Raw genomic sequence first — 16,705 nt, forward strand, 5'->3', positions numbered from 1 at the left:
TGGGTATTTCGTCGTGCGGTAAACTCCTTTACCGAGTCTTGGCGCTCCATTGAGCGGCCGAACGCTCGGTTTGAGAAGCGGATCTCGGATTGACGGGGGGACATGACATGCGTCGATGTGACATGAACCGGCCCGTACGGATCGACAACACCGCTCGCGACAGCGTTCCCGAACCGGGCAGCGCCCCCTCCGGCGCCTGATCCCCGGCCCGTCCCGCTCCCAGGGTGCTCCCCCGCCGGAAGGCGGGACCGCCGAGCCGCCGTCACCGGCGGTACCGCCCCGCGCGAACGGCCCGTCCCGCCCGGACGGCACGGCCGCTTCGGCCGGACGCCGCCCCCCACGCTCCCCACCAAGTAGCACCCGCTCGCCGCCGAGCGGACTGCCCGCCTGCCCGCCGCTGCCGCCGCAGCGGCAGCCCTCTTGCCACCGAAGGCACTGACGCCGCCGTCACCGACCCGGAGGACCGACGCCCGTGCACAACACCACCGCCATGCTCATCGAACTCGGGGGGATCATCCTCGCCCTGGGCCTGCTGGGCCGCCTCGCCGGACGGGTGGGCTTCTCACCCATACCCCTCTACCTGCTGGCCGGACTCGCCTTCGGCCACGGCGGCATCCTGCCTCTGCGGGCCAGCGAGGAGTTCACCGCCACCGGCGCCGAGATCGGCGTCATCCTGCTGCTCCTCCTGCTCGGGCTGGAGTACAGCGCCTCGGAACTGGTCACCAACCTCAAGACCCAGTACCCCTCCGGCCTGGTGGACTTCGTCCTCAACGCGGTGCCCGGCGCCGTGGCGGCACTGATCCTGGGCTGGGGCCCGGTGGCCGCCGTCGCCCTGGCGGGTGTCACCTGGATCTCCTCCTCCGGCGTCATCGCCAAGGTCCTCGGCGACCTGCGCCGGCTCGGCAACCGCGAAACCCCCGTGGTGCTCGGCGTCCTCGTCATCGAGGACCTCGCCATGGCCGTCTACCTGCCGATCCTCACCGTCCTGCTGGCCGGCACCGGCCTGGCCGCGGGCGGCGTCACCCTGCTGATCTCGCTGGGCACGGTCGGCGCCGTCCTCTACCTCGCACTGCGCCACGGACGGCTGATCAGCCGCGCGGTCTCCTCCGAGAACGCGGAGATGCTGCTGCTGGTCGTCCTCGGGCTGACCCTCCTGGTCGCCGGGCTCGCCCAGGAACTCCAGGTCTCGGCGGCCGTCGGCGCCTTCCTCGTCGGCATCGCCCTGTCCGGCGAGGTCGCCGAGGGCGCGAGCAGTCTCCTCACGCCGCTGCGGGACCTGTTCGCCGCCGTCTTCTTCGTCTTCTTCGGCCTGTCCACCGACCCCGCCGACATCCCGCCCGTCCTGGTGCCGGCCCTGTTCCTCGCCGTCGTCACCATGCTCACGAAGATCGCCACCGGCTGGTACGCGGCGCGTCGCGCCGGGATCCGGGGCGCGGGCCGTTGGCGCGCGGGCGGCACCCTGGTCGCGCGGGGCGAGTTCTCCATCGTCATCGCCGGCCTCGCCGTCGGTGTCGAGCCCGGTATCGGCCCGCTGGCCACGGCGTACGTCCTGATCCTGGTCGTGCTCGGCCCGATCACGGCTCGCTGGACCGAGCCCGTGGCCCGCCGTCTGGGCGGTGGTCCGGCCGCGCCGCCGGCGCCGATGGACCAGGACCGCGCGGAACCGACGCGCGTCGAGGCCTGACCACGCCGGGGACGGCCGGGACGGGGCCGACCGGGCGGGGGCGGGGCCGACGGGGTCACGTCACCGCCGGCCTCGTCGGCCTCGCTGCCGTCGTCGCTGTCGAGGCCGGGATCGGTCCGCAGGCACGGCGTACGTCCCGATCCTGGTCGTGCCCGGCCCGATCACCGTCCGGCTCATGTCCGCGCCGGATCGCCTCAGCGGGAGGCGATCACGTCCGTGCGAGGATGCCGGCGGCGACCCCGACACCCTCATGCGTGCCGATCACGATCAGGGTGTCACCGCCGGCCAGCCGGTAGTCCGGGCCGGGGGAGGGAATCGCCTCGGTCCGGCGCAGCACGGCGACGACGGAGACTCCGGTCTCCGTACGCATCCGGGTGTCGCCCAGCAGCCGTCCGTTCCAGTGCGACGCCGCCGGCAGTTCGATCCGCTCGGCGACCAGTCCCAGCTCGGCCGTCGCCAGCAGGTTCGGGCTGTGGTGGGCGGGCATCACGGCGTCGATGACGGCCCCCGCCTCGTCGGCGGTCATTCGCAGGGACAGCGCGGTGGCGTCGGGATCGTCGGTGCGGTACGTGCTCAGCGTCCGGGACCCGTCGAGGTGCGCGATCACCGACAGCCGCCGCCCCTCCCGGGTGGAGAGGTCGTACCGTGTGCCGATCCCCGGCAACGGTGTGTGCCCCATGCGTGCGGCGCCGCCCATGACCGCCCCCCTGCAAGATGTGAGTGTTCCTACGGGCCATGACCGACGGCACCATACGGCACCGCGGCGACCGTTCGTCATCCGGCCCGCTCCACCGGCCTCCCGGCCCTGTTCCCTTCCGGCGTTCCCGGCCGAGTGGACCCGGTCGGTCCCGCCGTGGCGGATTCGCGTACCGCAAGGGGCGTGGTGGGGAAGCCGTTCCACGTCCGGGAGGGACGCCGGGCCCCGGTGGCAATCACACCAAAAGCCATGACAGCGATATTCAGGACGGAATGGCATGTTCCGTCAAAGCGGCTACGGTCGGGTGGACGGTCAATAGAGTCCAAATGTGCCTGCTGATGAAATGTCGGTTCGCTTCTCCGTGCTGGGACCGGTCCGGGCATGGTGCGGTGAACAGGAACTGGAACTCGGATCGCCGCAGCAACGCGTGGTGCTCGCGGCGCTGTTGCTGAGCCGGGGGCGCCCGCTCGCCCTCGGCGAACTCATCCGTGCCGTCTGGGGTGAAGAGCCGCCGGCAGCCGCCGTGTCGGTACTGCGGACGTATGTGTCACGCCTGCGCAAGATCCTGGAAGCCGGACGGGAGCCGGGCGATCCGCCCCGGCTGATCGTCTCGGTCGGCGACGGCTACCGGATCCGGATCCAGGAGGACGCCCTGGACCTCGCCGTGTTCGAGCGGCGGGTCGTGGAGGCGAAGAAACGGTACGCCGACGGCGAGCTGCCCGCCGCCGCGGAACTGCTGCACACCGCGCTCGACGCATGGCAGGGGCCGGCCCTCGCCGGACTGCCCGGCCCGCTGGCGGAGTCGGAGTGCTCATGGCTGGACGAGCAACGGCTCACCGCGCTGGAGACCCGGCTGGACATCGATGTCGCCCTGGGGCGTCACGACACGGTCGTTCCCGAGCTGTTCTCGCTGACACTCAGGCATCCGCTGCGCGAGCAGCTGTGCCGGCTGCTCATGCTGGCCCTGTACCGGTCGGGGAGACAGGCCGAGGCGCTGACGGCCTATCGAAGGACGCGCGACGCCCTGCTGACGGAGCTGGGTATCGAACCGGGCACCGCGCTGAAGGATCTGCACGACCGCATCCTGGCCGCCGATCCGTCCCTACTTCCCGGCTCGCGGTCACCCGCCGACCCGAACGCGGCCGTGGACCCGTATCAGGCCGCCGACCTGCCCGCGGAGCCGGAGGGCCAGGCCGGGCAGGGCTCCCCGGCCGCCGTCGGCCACCCGGCCACCCGGCCGGCGCAACTCCCCGCGGACCTCCCGGCGTTCGCCGGCCGGCAGGCGGAACTGAACCGCCTGCGCGCACTGCTGCCCCAGGACGGCAGCGCACCGGGGACCCTGGTGATCAGTGCGATCGGCGGCATGGGCGGCATCGGCAAGTCCGCCCTGGCGGTGCATTGGGCCCACGAGATCGCCGACCGCTTCCCCGACGGGCAACTCTGCATCAATCTGCGGGGTTTCGACCCGAGCGGCTCGGTGATGACCCCCGACGAGGCCGTCCGTGTCTTCCTCGACGCACTCGGGGTTCCCCCGGTGCGGATTCCCGCCGACCCGGATGCCCAGGTGGCGCTGTACCGCAGCCTGCTCGCGCGGCGACGGATGCTGATCCTCCTCGACGACGCCCGCGACACCGAGCAGGTCCGCCCGCTGCTGCCCGGCTCACCGGGCTCCCTGGTCATCGTCACCAGCCGCAACCAACTGGCCGGTCTGGTCGCGGCGGACGGAGCCCAGCCACTGACCCTGGACCAGATGACGCCGACCGAGGCGTTCGATCTCCTGGCCGCCCGCCTCGGCACCGACCGGCTGGTGGCGGAGCCCCGTGCGGCGGGCGAGATCATCGCACGGTGCGGCTGGCTGCCACTAGCACTGGCCATCGTCGCCGCCCACGCCGCCGCCCGCCCCGGATTCCCGCTCGCCGCCATCGCCGAAGACGTACGCGACAGCCATGGGAGCCTCGACGCCTTCACCGGGGGCGACGACATCACCACCGATGTGAGGGCCGTCTTCTCCTGGTCGTACAAGGCGCTGTCCGCCCCGGCGGCCCGCCTGTTCCGGCTGCTGGGCCTGCACCGCGGACCTCACATCTCGGCGCCGGCCGTGGCCGCGCTCGCCGGACTGCCACCGCGCGAGACCCGCGCGGGGCTCGGCGAACTCACCCGCGCGCATCTGCTCACGGAGAACTTCCCGGGCCGCTACGCCCTGCACGACCTGCTGCGCGTCTACGCCGCGGAGCGGGCCGAGGCCGAGGAGACGGCGCGGGACCGCGACGAGGCCGTCGAACGGCTGCTGGCCTTCTACCTGCACACCGCCGACTCCGCCTATCCGCTCATCACCCCGAGCCGTCACCGGATCCCCCTCGAACCCCTGCCCGCCGGGTGCCGGCCGCTGGAGTTCACGACACGGGAGGAGGCCCTGGAGTGGTGCGAGAGAGAGCGGGTCAACCTGGTCGGCGCGGTGCACCGGGCCGCCGGGGCCGGTCTCGTGGGCATCGCCTGGCGGCTGCCCGCCGTCCTGTGGGGATTCTTCTACCTCCGCAGCCACAGCCACGACTGGCTGGACACCACCACCACGGGACTGGCGGCGGCCCGTGCCGCCCACGACCGCCGGGGTGAGGCCCAGGGCCTCGCGGACCGGTCCGCGGCGCTGCGCGACTCGGGCCGGCCGGACGAGGCCATCGCTCCCCTGCACGAGGCGATGGAGATCTGCCGCGAACTCGGGGACATGACGGGCATGTCGTTGGCCGTGGCGAACCTGGGAGACGTCTACCTGCTGGCCGGCCGGCTCGACACGGCCGTCGAGTACATCCGCCGGGCGCTGGCCATGGCCCGGATCCAGGGCGACGCCTGGGGCCAGGGCATCACGCTGTCGAACCTGGGCGACGCCCTCCAGCGGCTCGGCAGGTACGACGAGGCCATCGAATCCCTGGAGCAGGCGCTGACCTTCCTGCGTACCCACGACAACCGCTGGGTCGAAGGCGTCACCCTCGACATCCTCGGCACGGTGTACCGAGGGCTGCGCCGTTATGACGAGGCGATCGAGTACTACCACCAGGCCCTCAAGACGCACCGGGACATCGGGAACCGCTGGGGGGAGGGCCACACCCTCGGCAATCTCGGTGACGCCCATCTGGGTGCCGACGACCCCGAGGCGGCGCGCAGCAGCTGGCGGGAGGCATTGGCGATCTTCTCGGACTGCGACCACGCGGATGCCGCGAAGATCCGCGAGCGGCTCGATCGGCTGGGCTGACTCCTTCCTTCGACTGGTGCCCGGCCACCGGGTAGGGCGGACGGCGGCCGGGCACCGGTACAACGGGCCCCGGACGAGGATGGTTCAACTGCCGGGTCCGACGGCGATGCCGGAGGAGGGGGCAGAACTCATGCCTGCCCCACCCCTTCTCCGCTGGTGCTTCGACCCTTTCGGATCATCTGTTTTCCACCGTTTTGAACTCTTTGGGGTCCGGGCCCGTTAGGTTGTGCCGAGCCCGTCGGGCAGCACAACGGACCGTTCGGCCACCACGGTTCAAGGCGGAGAGCAAGAGAAGGCGGGCAACCATGAGCGGCGCCGGTACGACAGGCGGCACCCCGGCCATCACCCAGGGCGCCACCGGCCTGGGCCGGCTGTCCGCCGATGGCCCCCGCCCTCGCCGGAACGACCGGGTCCACCACCGGGCCCGTCCCGGAATCGTCAGGCCCGTCGCCCACCGGTTCCGTCTCCGGTTCCGCTTCCACCACTCCCTTCGTATGAGGAGGACAGCGACCATGGCCCGCTTCGAAGTGCACATCTCCGACGAAGGACTGGCCGACATCGACGGGGAACCCCTGCCCGCCGGCCCGGGCCGGTCCGTGCACGAGGCCGTACTGGACCGCTTGCAGCAGCACGCGGAGCAGCGGGGCGCCCCGGTCGAGGCGACGGTGAACGACGGGTCCGGCACCGCCCATTTCGTCCTCCAGGTCTCTCCCGACGGCTCCAGCCAGGTCCTCACCCCCTCCGATCCCCTGCCATCGGACCCCGACCCGGCCGCAGACCCGGTCCTCGTCCCGGAACCGGCTGTCGAACCGGCTCCCGAGCCCGCCCCCCGAGCGGCACGGGCGGCCCCTGCCCCCGCCCCTGTTCCGGTCCCCGCCCTCGCCTCCGACTCGGCCGTGGCCACCGCGATCGCCCGCGCCCATGCCCATGCCCATGCAGGGACCACGGCCGCCCCGGCCCCCGCCGACCGATGGGCCACTGGGACGACCCCGCCCCCCGCTCCCCTCCCCACGGACCTGCCCGAACGCATCACCGGCATCAACGCGTTGGTGTCCGCCGGACGGCTCGACGAGGCGTCCGCCCAGGCGACCGCGCTCCGCGAGAGCCTGACGGCTTCCCTGGGGGCCGAGTACCCGGACGCCCTGGAGGCGCGGGCGATGGAGGCGTACCTGGCTCACCTGCGCGGTGACCACCGTGAGGCCACGGTGCTGGCCCTGTCGGTGGCCAGGATCATGTGCCGGACCGGCGACGCGCAGGCGCCCGCGGCGCTGGCGCGGGCGACGGCCGCCTGGCAACGACTGGGCGACGAACGGGCCGCGGTGGTCCACGGAGGCGAGCTGCTGCGCATGTGGGACGGCCTGCGCAGCCAGGGCCTGCTGCCCCCGGGACACGCGGAACTGGCCGACCGGGTCCGCGGCCAACTGGAGGAACGGACGGCCTACGCCTGACCGGAACGCGCGCCCGCGCCGTGCTCGGTCCCCGCGATTGACGCGGCGTACAGCGACCGTCAAACGAATGTGGAACGTTCCCAGGAACACTCCATGGCTCCGGAGGCTCCGGAGCCCGTCCGACAGGACCGGCTCCGGTCACCCCCAAGGAGCTGGAGCACACCATGAACGTCACGGTCATCGGATCGGCGAGCGCCGCATCCCCCGAGGAACGGGCCCTGCGCGACCTCTATGTGGAACACGGCCCGGCGCTGTACGCGTATGTACTGCGCATGCTGGGCGGGGACACCCACCGCACGGAGGACATCATCCAGGAGACCCTGCTGCGCTGCTGGGCCAAGCAGAACCTGGTCGACGACGAGGGCATGGCCGTACGTCCCTGGATGTTCCGTGTCGCACGCAACCTGGTCATCGACGGACACCGTTCCCGCGCGGCCCGGCCGGCGGAAGTGGGCGGCGCCGGGTGGCTCGCCGAACTGGGCGGCGAGGCCGACGACATCGAACGCATGCTGTCGTCCATCGTGCTCAGGGACGCCCTCGCGGCCCTGACCCCCGCGCACCGTGAGGCCCTCCAGGCCACCTACATGGCCGACTGCACCACCCAACAGGCGGCCGCGGTCCTCGGCGTCCCCCAGGGGACGGTGAAGTCCCGCGTCTACTACGCCCTGCGCAGCCTGAGAGCAGCCCTGGAGGAACGGGGCATGAACTGAACGCGCCCGGCCTCGGCCGGCCCCGCGACACCCGGCCCGCTCCCCACCGCGCGCACGACACGGCCGACCACGTCACCGACGGCGCGGCCCACCCCGATCCGACACCGGCGCCCGCATGGCGTCGGCGATCCAGACGTAGGGGACAGCACCGGCGTGCTCCTCGCCCGCCGCGGTCCCGTTGATCAGCGACACCAGGGACACATACCGGCCGTGGGTGTCGTCGTAGACGGGGCCTTCCGCAGCGGCGTCCTCCTCGGCGATCCGCTGGAGGAGGCCGGGCACCTGCCGGTAGCCGTCGGCCATCCGGTTCCGGAGTTCCAGGGTGAGGGGCGTGCCGGACAGTGCGGTGGCCGCTTCCATGAAACGGAGGACGGCCCGCTGCGCCCGCGGCGACCGCGGGGACTCCCCGGCCCGGTGCGCGGCAAGAAGCTCCTCCATGAGGGGAGCCCCGCTCGCGTGGATGAATTCCTGGAAGGGACCGCTCGCCACGGCCCGGGCCTCCGGCGCGGAGTACGTCTCCTCGAGATACGCGCGTACCGCGTCACGGAACCCCGGATCCCGCACCAGGTCGGCCAGCTCGATCCACGCCTCGAGCTGGGCGGCCGAGGGATCCGCGGGAAGCACCGGACGCATCGCCCGCAACCGGTCGACGAATCCGTCCGGCACCTCCAGCCCTTCCCCGACGTCGTTCCAGAACGCGTCGATGACCTCTTCACGCTCCTCGTCGGTCATCGAGACGAGCTTGTGCATCAGGCCGGCCCGGGCGGTGGCGTCCTCCTGCCCGATCAGGGTCCTGAGCACCGCCCGCCGGCCCCGCAGGGTGCGCTCCTGACGCTCGACGATCTCCAGATGCGTGGCCAGCAGCTCGCGCAGGGTCGTACCCCCGTCGAGCAGGCGACGGATCTCCTCCAGACCGGCGTCCAACTCGCGCAGCGTGCGCACCAGTTCCAGCCGGGCGATGGCGTCGACGTCGTACATCCGGTGCCCCGCCCCGTTCAGCCCCGTGGGCTCGACCAGCCCACTGGCTGCATAGAACCGGACAGCACTCACACTCAGCCCACTACGGCGCGCGGCGTCCCCGATGGGATACAGCTCATCATCGTCCATGCCACCACGGTCCTACCTCAACCCACTTGAGCCGCAAGCCCCTGCCGGGCGAACCTCCGGCTCTTCATGAGGAGACTGGCGTAGGACGTGCCCGCACAGGGGCCGGGCCCGGGCCGCGCGGAAGAGCGGGCCCAGCCCTCGATGCGGGGGTCGTCAGCTCTTGCCGAGGAGCTTGTTCATCTCCTCGATCTCGGCGTTCTGCGCGGTGATGATGTCGTCGGCCAGCTCCTTGGCCGGTCCGTAGCGGCCCTTGTCCTTCTCGGTGGTGGCCATCTCCACGGCGCCCTCGTGATGCTCGACCATCATGGTCAGGAACATCGTGTCGAAGCCCTTGCCGGACGCCTCCATCAGCTCGTCCATGTCCTCGATGTCCATCATCCCGGGCATGCCGGAGTCGTCGGAGTGACCACCGCCGTGGTCCATGCCCGGCATGGACGAGGGCACGTCCTCGCCCCAGGACTCCAGCCAGCCGGACATCGTCCCGATCTCCGGGTCCTGGGCCTTCTCGATGCGCGCGGCCAGGTCCTTGACCTCGGCGGAGGACGCCTGACCGGCGGCCATCCTCGACATCTGGATGGCCTGCTGGTGGTGGGGGATCATGCCCTGCGCGAAGGAGACGTCCTGGTCGTTGTGGGCTCCGGCGGTGTCCTCGGCGCCGGCTGAGGCCGACGTCCGCGCACCGGACCCGGTGTCGGACCCGGTGTCGGAGCCGTTGTCGCTGCCGCAGGCGGCGAGGACGAGGGCGGCGGCCACGGCCGTGCCCCCGAGAGCGGCACGACGGATGAGGGAACGGGTGTTGGTCATGGTGGTACTCCAGCGGTCTGCGAAGGAAGCTGCGCCGAGCGGCGCGGGACATGACTGAGTGCCGTACGGCCGCTCGCCGGGGCACAGCGGGCGAGGCGGGGTACGGCTCGGCCTTGTCCTAGATCCGCAGGAGTTGCAGTTCGGCCAGCGTGGGCGGCGCGCGACCGCCGTCAGGCGTGCCGGCGAGGGCGGTCGGGCCGCTGTCGGCGGGCGAGAGGGTGCCGACGGAGTCGGGCGACGGGGCGGGAAGGGCCGGTCCTGTGCCGACAGCACCGGACGCGCATGTCGCGTCGGCGTGCTCGGCGTGGCCGCCACCACCGTCACCGTGGCAGACGTACTCGTCGCTCCCCATCGTCATCCCGGCATGCGCGAGGACGGAGGAGGAGTGGGAGGCGCCGACGGCGACGGCCCCGCCCGGACTGAGGGCGTGCATACCGAGAAGGCCGGCCAGTAGCCCGAGCACCAGCAGCGCGCGCCACCGCCCACGGGGCGATCGCGCGGAGTGGAGCAGTGCACGGGCTGTCACAGCCCTCATGCTACGGAACCGCTCGACCCCGCGCGGGCAGGCGGGCACATGGCCCAAACCGTCGCTTGCGGAGGCATCGAGCAAGGCCCGACGCAGCGGGGGCGTCCCGTGTCCAGGCCGCGGTGCCTCCGCCCGTCAGTCCAGCCGTACGGAAACGCCTCGAAGTTGGTGGCGGCCCTGACGAGGCTCTGGAGGGCGTGCCGGTCAGTGGTTGAAGGGTGGAGGGACAGGTCGCCTGTAGGCCATTCGGGGGGGTATGACGTGCGGTGCCGCTTTTGCGCGGTGAGTATGGGCGACGGCGCCTGATCCGTATCGGCCCACCGCGCGCTCGGTCCCGGCTGATCGGCCGTCGAGGACAGGTCGCAGGGGAAGAAGGCCACCCGTCCCTCGCAACGGCTCCCCACCCAGCCGCACCCTCCGCGCCGAATTCCGTCCCCCATCGAGGAGAACCATGCGTGTCCTCATCCAGATGAAGCCCGAACGCGACGTCGTCGAGGCCGTCGCCAACCCGCAGCTCACCGCGACCACTCAGGATGTCGCCGGGTCGATGCCCGGCGTCGAGCTGGACCAGTCGTTCACACCGGTGGCGCTGCCCAAGCCGGTGCCGACCACGGCCGACGGGGACCCGCTGTCCCTGACCCAGCCGTTCCGGTTCTCCATGCGGCCGGAAGACGCCACCGTCCTGGTTCGTGGAGAGATCCACGACTACGACGCCGCCAGCCGCCTCTCCATGCTGGCTCTCAGCCGCCCGCAGATCGTCGGCATCTCCGCCGACCCTGTCATCCAGACGTCGCCCACGTGTCCCGGGGACGGACCTGTCGGAAGCTGGCAGGACGTGAAGCACCTCCTCGCCGAGCTCGGCGCGGACGACCTGGACGGCAGCGGTATCGCGCTGGCGATCACCGACACCGGCATCAACACAGAGCATCTGAGCAACGAACTGGACCGTCCTGTCACGGTCGACGCGGCACGCAGCTGGAACCCGCCCGGAGTGACCGGCAGGCCGGGCCAGTTCCCGGTCGGCCACGGCACCATGTGTGCCTTCGACGCCCTCATCGCCGCACCGAAGGCGATGCTGATCGACGTGCCGGTCCTGCTCTCGCAACAGCAGGGCCCGACGGTCATGAGCGGACTGCTCTCGGACGCCGTGGCGGCCTACTCCCACCTGTGGAGCGTGCTGGAGACGATGCCCGACGACAAGCGGGCCCTGGTCGTCAGCAACAGCTGGGGTTCCTTCTCGCCCCGGTGGGACTTCCCGCCCAGCCACCCCGGGAACTACTCGGACAACCCCGGCCACCCCTTCAACCTGATGGTGACCGCGCTGGAGAGCGCGGGCGCCGACGTCCTGTTCGCGGCGGGCAACTGCGGCCTGGACTGCCCCGACGGACGCTGCGAGTTCCCCGACCGGCCCATCGTCGGCGCCAACTCGCACCCCCGTGCGCTGTCCATCGGCGGCGTCGACACGCGGGGCAACCGGGTCGGCTACTCCTCGCAGGGCCCTGGCCGGCTCGATCCCGACAAGCCGAACATCTGCGCGTACACCCACTTCGAGGGCTCACACGCCTTCGGGGCGGGCGAACCGGACTCCGGGACCTCGGCTGCCTGTCCGGTGGCCGCGGGCGTGGTCGCCGCCGTCCGCACGCAATGGTCGGCCAACGTCATCAAGCCGGCCGAGCTTCGCATCCTGCTGCAGCGGACGGCCGACGACCGCGGCGCCGCCGGCTTCGACCACGACTACGGGTTCGGCATCATCAACGTACCGGCGATCATGGATGCGCTGCGCCGCCGCAGCAAGAACGGGCACGGCATCCGCAGGTAGCCGCTTCACATCGGAGGAGAGACCGATGGCTCCCGACAAGCCAACCAGCCTCATCACGGTCACGCTCCCGTCGGGAGCCACGCTCGAGGACGCCATGCGTCAACTCGGCATCGGCCCCGACGAGGTCGACACCGACTACGGACTCGTCGACCTGCACAACGGCACCTACGCCCTGCTCGTGACCGAGGCGGTTGCCGAGCGCGTCCACGGCACGCCAGGTGCCCAGGGGCCATACGCGAACCCGAAGATCGAACCATTCGGGCCGCCCCAGCCCCGCCCCGACGAAGACTGAACCCCGACGACACAGGGGCCCACCCGCCACAACGGCGGGCCAGGGATCAGGGCTCGCCTGTCCGGTGCGCGGCCCAGGCCTGTGCCGCGCGCTGCACCGGCTTCGCCCGATTGTCTGTGCTCTCCTCCGCGATGGAGTTCCGGAGTCGGCTCTGGAAGCGGGAGTGATCTCCCGGCTCGTCGGGTACTCCGCCGTGGCCATGGACGGGATCTTCGACGCTGATCCGCAGCGGTCGTAGACACGCGGGAACCCGCAGTCAGGCACACGAAACAGGTGAGGCACCTACTCAATGGAGCAGGTGCCTCACCTGGTGTTTCTCTGTCGGGGTGGCGGGATTTGAACCCACGACCTCTTCGTCCCGAATGAGGATCGGTTAATGATCTTTCCTGCCTGGATTGTGTTTGCGCAGGCCAAGGGGGTGGCCCCGGTTGGCCTCGGGTGGTGTGGAGGGGGCATGGAGAGCAGGGCGGCTCCCAGATGGCCCCCAAGGGTGCTGCTGCCTGGCTGGTGCTGGAGAGTCAGCCCTGCGACCCGAAGGCAATCCACCGGCCACCAGTGCCAGGAAGTCGAGTCGGCCACACTATTCGCCGTCCGCTGCCTGGCGTCGGAGACTGCCGATGTGGTCCGGACAAAGTACGCGATGGCTTCGCGGGCGCTGGAGGGGCGCGGGTCGGGTCACACCTTCTTGACGACGATCGTGTCCGGAACCAGCTTCTCCAGGTCGTCGACGTCCGAGGTGAAGACGGTGACCTGTCCCCTCTGCTGTCGCGCGATGACGGCGAGCACGGCATCGACCGCGTACTTGTGGCCGTGCAACTTGGCGTCGGCCAGAAGTCGACGCGCCTGGCGGGCCTCGTCCTTCCCGATGTCGACGACCTGGAGCCGGGACAGGACCCAGTCCCAGCGCTGCTCGGTCGTTCTGCCGTCGTACGCCTCGACCAGTGTCATCGGGGACGTCACCACTTCGGCCTCCCCGCGTGCCGCGAGGTCGAGCCAGGCGATCATCTTCCGGTCGCCCCGTACCGCAAGGGACAGGGCTTCACAGTCCAGTACGAAGACGCGGAGGGGCCGCTGTCCGTGCTCACCGGCTCGCTTCTTCACGCAGCCTCTCCGGCGTTGTGCTTTCCGGCGGCTCGACGCCGCTCGTGTTCGGCGTCGAGTTCGTCCAGCTCGACGAGCGCTGCCGCATGCTCGTCCTCGGTGATGGGGCCGTGCTCTTCCTGCAACCAGCCGACCAGTTCCAGGAGCCGGTCTCGGTCACGCTTGAAGCGCAGCGCCTCGGCGACATACGCCGACAGGCCCCGCTCTGCCGCGTCCGCGCGGATCTCGTCCAGGAGATCCTCGGGAATCGTCACGGTTACCTTCTTCGTCGCCATACAAGAGACCATACTCCCGGTATCGCACTCCTTACCAGCGGGTCACGTGATAGGCGCTCGGCGATCAGGCGGCCGGGGCGGGGAGTGGGCTGCCGTGGAAGACCTGGCTGGTGTGCCAGGAGCGGTGGACCGCCGCGACGGGACGGGCAGGAAGCGATCTCCCGGCTCGTCGGGCTCTCCGGTACGGCCGTGACCGAGGAGGTCTACCGGGTACAGATCCGGCCCGTGATCCAGGCCGGCGCCGTGGTCATGGACGGGATCTTCGGCGCTGATCCACGGCGGCCGTAGACACGCGGGAAGCGGTAGTCACGCAGATAGACACGCACACACCAGATCACCCGGGCTACTCATGTGAGTAGCCCGGGTGATCTGGTGTTTCTCTGTCGGGGTGGCGGGATTTGAACCCACGACCTCTTCGTCCCGAACGAAGCGCGCTGCCAAGCTGCGCTACACCCCGATCGTCGCTGCTTTCGCGGCGACGACGTTTACTTTAGCCCACCGGTGGCTAGAGACGAAATCCGGTTTTCGAGCGGCGGCGGACCGGGTTCGGGCGGGTGTGGTCCAGGGCGACGAGGAGGACGGCCAGGGCGTAGAAGGCGAGGCCGATGAGGAGGGCGTTCGCGAGGACGCCGCGGTAGCCGTGCCGGGCGACGTCGAGGAACGGGTAGAGGTAGCGGTCAGGGGAGTGGGGGAGGAGTTCGCCCCGGGCGAGGGAGAAGGCCAGGTAGGCGAGGGGGTACAGGAGCCAGGCCGGGGCCTGGCGGAGGTGCGTGCCGGCGGGTGGGGTGAGGAGCAGCCAGTCCAGCAGCGCGGCGACGGGGAGCACCGTGTGGAGGGTGTGGGCGGCGAGCGGGACCGGCCAGGAAGGGGCTGATGAGGTGGTGGCTGTCAGGAAGATGTGGGGGGTGGCGTCCGTGAGGAGCAGGTGGTGGACCAGGGACGCCGTGATCACGTAGAGCAGGGCCGCTCCGGTGACGGCGCCCGGCAGGGGATGGCGGGCGCACCACGCACGGCGGGCCGAGGCGAGCATCACCAGGGCCAGGACGATCGCGCTCTGGACCGTGAAGTGGCTCAGGGCCCGGGCAGGGCTGCCGAGAAGGACCTCGACCAGCACCGCGCCCGTGGCCGTCAGCGCCAGGACGAGGCGGTACGCCGCCGCCACCGGCCGCCGCACCAGCGGTACGACGGCTCTGGCGGGGACGGCGGAGGGCAGCAGCCGGGACCTCGTCCGGGGAAGGGCCGGGAGGTCCGGGATGTCCCTGGGTATCGGGGCGGTCATGCGCCCCAGCGTGCGCGGACGGGTGACCCGGGGCGAGGTGGGTGGACCGGACGGGTGAAGGGCCCGCTCGTGATCAATACGCCTGGCGGGCGACGCCGCTCTGGTCGCGGTCCACCAGGGTGAGCAGGGTCGCCTCCGGGGGGCAGGCGAAGCGGACCGGGGTGTAGCGGCTGGTGCCGCAGCCCGCCGAGACGTGGAGGTAGGACGTGCGGCCCTCCGACGTGTGCGTGGAGAGGCCCTTGACGCGGTCCGTGTCCAGGTCGCAGTTGGTGACCAGGGCGCCGTAGAAGGGGATGCAGAGCTGGCCGCCGTGGGTGTGGCCGGCCAGGACCAGGGGGTAGCCGTCGGCGGTGAAGGAGTCGAGGGCTCGCAGGTAGGGGGCGTGGACGACGCCCAGGGAGAAGTCCGCGCCGGTCGAGGGGCCGCCCGCCACCTCCGGGTAGCGGTCGCGCTTGATATGCGGGTCGTCCAGGCCGGTCAGCTCGATCGACGTGCCCTCGGTCTTCAGGGTGCCCCTGGTGTTCGTCAGGTTCAGCCAGCCCGCGGAGTCGAACCCGTCCCGCAGGTCCTCCCACGGGTTGTGGACCGCGCCGACCACCGGGGGGTTGCCATTCAGGCCGTGGCGGCCCTGGAGCTTCTCGATCAGGTAGCGGCCGGGGTTGCGCGGGGTGGGGCCGTAGTAGTCGTTGGAGCCGAACACGTACGCGCCCGGGAACTCCATCAGCGGGCCCAGCGCGTCGAGGACCTCGGGGACGGCCTCGGGGTCGGACAGGTTGTCGCCCGTGTTGATCACGAAGTCGGGGCGCAGGCCCGCGAGCGAGCGCAGCCAGCGCTGCTTCTTGCGCTGGCCGCCGACCATGTGGATGTCGGAGACCTGCAGTACGCGCAGGGGGCGCATCCCGGAGGGCAGTACGGGGACGGTCACCCGTCGGAGGCGGAAGGAGCGGGCCTCGAAGCCCGCCGCGTACAGCAGCCCGGCGGCGCCGGCCGCCGTGATTCCCAGGGGGATTCCGTATCGCGCGCGCATGCGTACATCGTGTCAGACCCGGGAGGTCCCTCCGAACGCCCCTGGTGGCGGGGGAGGTTAAATCAGCGGGCGTTCTCCCTGCCGCACCTGCGACAATCGAGCCATGACCACGCTCAAGTCCAAGCTGCACGACGACCTCAACGCCGCGATCAAGGAGCGCGACGAGCTCCGCTCCTCCACGCTCCGGTTGACGCTCGCCGCGATCACCAAGGAGGAGGTCGCGGGCAAGGAGAAGCGCGAGCTCTCCGACGACGAGGTGCAGAAGGTGATCACCCGCGAGGCGAAGAAGCGCCGCGAGGCCGCTGAGGCCTTCGCGCAGGGTGGGCGCCCCGAGCAGTCCGAGCGGGAGAAGGCGGAGGGCGAGGTGCTGGCCGGGTACCTGCCCCAGCAGCTGTCCGACGACGAGCTGAACGCGATCGTCTCCCAGGCGGTGGAGGAGGCGAAGGCGGCGGGTGCGGAAGGTCCGCGGGCCATGGGTGCCGTGATGAAGATCGTGAACCCGAAGGTGGCCGGGCAGGCGGAGGGCGGCCGGGTGGCGGCCGCGGTGAAGAAGCTGCTGGCCGGCTGAGAGCGTACGGCGCCTCGCCGCCGGGGTGCGCGTCGCCGCGCGAGGACCACGGCGAACGGCTCCTTCCCCGTGTCGGGGGAGGAGCCGTTCGTCATGTCATGGGTGACGTCCGTGCTGTGCG

The 16,705-nt window shown here is 71.2% G+C and carries 15 protein-coding genes, 1 tRNA gene and 1 pseudogene; 7 read left to right on the forward strand and 10 right to left on the reverse strand.

All coding sequences use genetic code 11. The features are described 5' to 3' along the window. The first annotated feature begins 472 nt into the window (after positions 1–472). Positions 473–1,684 carry a cation:proton antiporter gene (locus ACIF9R_RS21840; protein ID WP_399982538.1) on the forward strand — a complete coding sequence of 404 codons (1,212 nt, stop codon included), beginning with the start codon at positions 473–475 and terminating at the stop codon, positions 1,682–1,684. 208 nt (positions 1,685–1,892) lie between these two features. On the opposite strand, the gene ACIF9R_RS21845 is transcribed toward ACIF9R_RS21840, so the two are convergent. Continuing rightward, entirely contained in the window at positions 1,893–2,363 is a 471-nt protein-coding gene (locus ACIF9R_RS21845) for a cation:proton antiporter regulatory subunit (RefSeq protein WP_399982714.1), read from the reverse strand. Between the two features lie 346 nt (positions 2,364–2,709). On the opposite strand from ACIF9R_RS21845, the gene ACIF9R_RS21850 reads away from it, so the two are divergent. The 3 genes from ACIF9R_RS21850 to ACIF9R_RS21860 all read left to right on the forward strand — a co-directional run bounded on the left by ACIF9R_RS21850 (position 2,710) and on the right by ACIF9R_RS21860 (position 7,786). Further along, complete coding sequence (locus tag ACIF9R_RS21850) at positions 2,710–5,628, forward strand: AfsR/SARP family transcriptional regulator (RefSeq protein ID WP_399982540.1); 2,919 nt, start codon at positions 2,710–2,712, stop codon at positions 5,626–5,628. A gap of 512 nt (positions 5,629–6,140) precedes the next feature. Then, on the forward strand, positions 6,141–7,076 hold the full coding sequence (locus ACIF9R_RS21855) for a hypothetical protein (protein WP_399982542.1): 936 nt from the start codon (positions 6,141–6,143) through the stop codon (positions 7,074–7,076). 164 nt (positions 7,077–7,240) lie between these two features. Further along, positions 7,241–7,786: a sigma-70 family RNA polymerase sigma factor gene (locus ACIF9R_RS21860; RefSeq protein ID WP_399982544.1), complete on the forward strand. Its 546-nt coding sequence runs from the start codon at positions 7,241–7,243 to the stop codon at positions 7,784–7,786. A gap of 72 nt (positions 7,787–7,858) precedes the next feature. Here the strand turns inward: ACIF9R_RS21860 and ACIF9R_RS21865 are convergent, their stop codons facing one another. The 3 genes from ACIF9R_RS21865 to ACIF9R_RS21875 form a co-directional block, all read right to left on the reverse strand. Then, complete coding sequence (locus ACIF9R_RS21865) at positions 7,859–8,893, reverse strand: MerR family transcriptional regulator (protein WP_399982546.1); 1,035 nt, start codon at positions 8,891–8,893, stop codon at positions 7,859–7,861. Between the two features lie 153 nt (positions 8,894–9,046). After that, positions 9,047–9,697 carry a DUF305 domain-containing protein gene (locus tag ACIF9R_RS21870; protein WP_399982549.1) on the reverse strand — a complete coding sequence of 217 codons (651 nt, stop codon included), beginning with the start codon at positions 9,695–9,697 and terminating at the stop codon, positions 9,047–9,049. A 118-nt stretch (positions 9,698–9,815) separates the two neighbouring features. After that, positions 9,816–10,223: a DUF6153 family protein gene (locus ACIF9R_RS21875; protein WP_399982552.1), complete on the reverse strand. Its 408-nt coding sequence runs from the start codon at positions 10,221–10,223 to the stop codon at positions 9,816–9,818. Between the two features lie 451 nt (positions 10,224–10,674). Between ACIF9R_RS21875 and ACIF9R_RS21880 the strand changes: the two genes are divergently transcribed. Both ACIF9R_RS21880 and ACIF9R_RS21885 read left to right on the forward strand, forming a co-directional pair. Further along, positions 10,675–12,042: a S8 family serine peptidase gene (locus tag ACIF9R_RS21880; protein ID WP_399982555.1), complete on the forward strand. Its 1,368-nt coding sequence runs from the start codon at positions 10,675–10,677 to the stop codon at positions 12,040–12,042. A gap of 25 nt (positions 12,043–12,067) precedes the next feature. Continuing rightward, positions 12,068–12,334, forward strand: coding sequence for a hypothetical protein (locus ACIF9R_RS21885; protein ID WP_399982557.1), 267 nt, complete (start codon positions 12,068–12,070; stop codon positions 12,332–12,334). 675 nt (positions 12,335–13,009) lie between these two features. Here ACIF9R_RS21885 and ACIF9R_RS21890 read toward each other — a convergent pair. The 6 genes and pseudogenes from ACIF9R_RS21890 to ACIF9R_RS21915 all read right to left on the reverse strand — a co-directional run bounded on the left by ACIF9R_RS21890 (position 13,010) and on the right by ACIF9R_RS21915 (position 16,016). After that, entirely contained in the window at positions 13,010–13,435 is a 426-nt protein-coding gene (locus tag ACIF9R_RS21890; protein ID WP_399982561.1) for a PIN domain-containing protein, read from the reverse strand. Beyond that, positions 13,432–13,710 carry a CopG family transcriptional regulator gene (locus ACIF9R_RS21895; RefSeq protein WP_399982563.1) on the reverse strand — a complete coding sequence of 93 codons (279 nt, stop codon included), beginning with the start codon at positions 13,708–13,710 and terminating at the stop codon, positions 13,432–13,434. Before ACIF9R_RS21895 ends, ACIF9R_RS21890 begins: the two co-directional genes overlap by 4 nt. A gap of 64 nt (positions 13,711–13,774) precedes the next feature. After that, positions 13,775–13,918: pseudogene (locus ACIF9R_RS21900) on the reverse strand (restriction endonuclease); the annotation flags it as partial. Positions 13,919–14,093: 175 nt separating this feature from the next. After that, positions 14,094–14,167 (reverse strand) — tRNA-Pro (locus ACIF9R_RS21905). Positions 14,168–14,215: 48 nt separating this feature from the next. Next, the gene (locus ACIF9R_RS21910) at positions 14,216–14,989 is read right to left on the reverse strand and encodes a Pr6Pr family membrane protein (RefSeq protein ID WP_399982565.1); all 774 of its coding nucleotides are present in this window, start codon (positions 14,987–14,989) and stop codon (positions 14,216–14,218) included. Between the two features lie 73 nt (positions 14,990–15,062). Continuing rightward, positions 15,063–16,016 carry a metallophosphoesterase gene (locus tag ACIF9R_RS21915; RefSeq protein ID WP_399982567.1) on the reverse strand — a complete coding sequence of 318 codons (954 nt, stop codon included), beginning with the start codon at positions 16,014–16,016 and terminating at the stop codon, positions 15,063–15,065. 103 nt (positions 16,017–16,119) lie between these two features. On the opposite strand from ACIF9R_RS21915, the gene ACIF9R_RS21920 reads away from it, so the two are divergent. Beyond that, a complete protein-coding gene (locus ACIF9R_RS21920; RefSeq protein ID WP_399982569.1) occupies positions 16,120–16,584 on the forward strand; it encodes a GatB/YqeY domain-containing protein in 465 nt (154 codons plus the stop codon). Positions 16,585–16,705 lie beyond the last annotated feature (121 nt).

This window comes from Streptomyces sp. NPDC086080 (assembly GCF_044540255.1).
Lineage (GTDB): Bacteria > Actinomycetota > Actinomycetes > Streptomycetales > Streptomycetaceae > Streptomyces.